The organism is Arenibacter sp. F20364 (genome assembly GCF_023015905.1).
Lineage (GTDB): Bacteria > Bacteroidota > Bacteroidia > Flavobacteriales > Flavobacteriaceae > Arenibacter.
Window position 1 is genome coordinate 1 of the sequence record NZ_JALKBD010000114.1, and the last position, 1,068, is coordinate 1,068.

1 protein-coding gene is annotated in these 1,068 nt (G+C 45.6%); it reads left to right on the forward strand.

Features of this window, described 5'->3' with window-relative positions:
- The first annotated feature begins 205 nt into the window (after positions 1-205).
- Positions 206-1,036: a transposase gene (locus tag MWU84_RS23935; RefSeq protein ID WP_246906534.1), complete on the forward strand. Its 831-nt coding sequence runs from the start codon at positions 206-208 to the stop codon at positions 1,034-1,036.
- The last annotated feature ends 32 nt before the right edge of the window (positions 1,037-1,068 follow it).

The window sequence follows — 1,068 nt, forward strand, 5'->3', positions numbered from 1 at the left end:
GCACAGGGGACCCGCATGTCAAAGGAGTTCGCTGCTTTTTTAAAAGAGATCAACGGATAATACGGCCCTGAGCGGCCAACAACTGGGGTCTCTCTTCGGGGTAAATGGCAAGAAACTCCAGCGACAGTACAGGGATTATCTGAGCGAGTTCAAGGACTGGGAGCAAAAGGGACATGCCAAACAATGGCTCGTCTTTCCCGAAAATATGGGACCTTACCTGTCCATTGACGAAACGGCACTCTCCAAAGGGGAGCTCTACACCATAATCACCAACAAAAAGGCCAAGGGAAAAAAAGGGTCCATAGTGGCCATATTCTCCGGCACCAAGGTGGAACCTATCATAGAACAACTAATGAAGATACCCACCAAGAAAAGGGCAACGGTCAAGGAAATCACCCTGGATATGGCAAACTCCATGAAGACCATCGCCAAAAAATGTTTCCCAAAGGCGGTACAGGTGACGGATAGGTTCCACGTACAAAAGCTGGCACTGGAAGCCCTTCAAGACATCCGGATCAAGCACAGATGGGATGCCATAGACCTGGAGAACGAACACATAAAACGGGCAAAAGAAAAGAACAGGGCCTTTGTCCCAAAAGAATTCAGCAATGGGGACACCAGAAAACAACTCTTGGCCAGAAGTAGGTACCTCCTTTATAAATCACCCAACAATTGGACCCCGAACCAATCTGAAAGAAGTAAAATATTGTTCTCGGAATATCCGGATATAAAGCTCGCATTCGACCTGGTCCAAGGGCTTAGGCACATATTCAATACGGCAACGACCATAGAGGTAGCGTACACAAAACTGGCCCATTGGTACAAGGACGTGGAAAATACAGGGTTCCGGGCATTCAAAACGATTGCCAATACCATAGCCCTCAACTACAGGTCTATCCTAAACTATTTTATAAATAGAAGTACTAATGCATCCGCTGAATCCTTCAACGCTAAAATAAAGGCATTCAGGGTGCAATTCAGAGGCGTTAGAAATACAGAATTCTTCCTGTTTAGGTTAACTCAGTTATTTGCATAAATATCCAAATACCCAGAAATTAGGCATGATCC

Excerpts from the sequence above, each read along its gene's own strand:
- MWU84_RS23935 (WP_246906534.1), top strand. The coding sequence starts at position 206 with ATGGGACCTTACCTGTCCATTGACGAAACGGCACTCTCCAAAGGGGAG.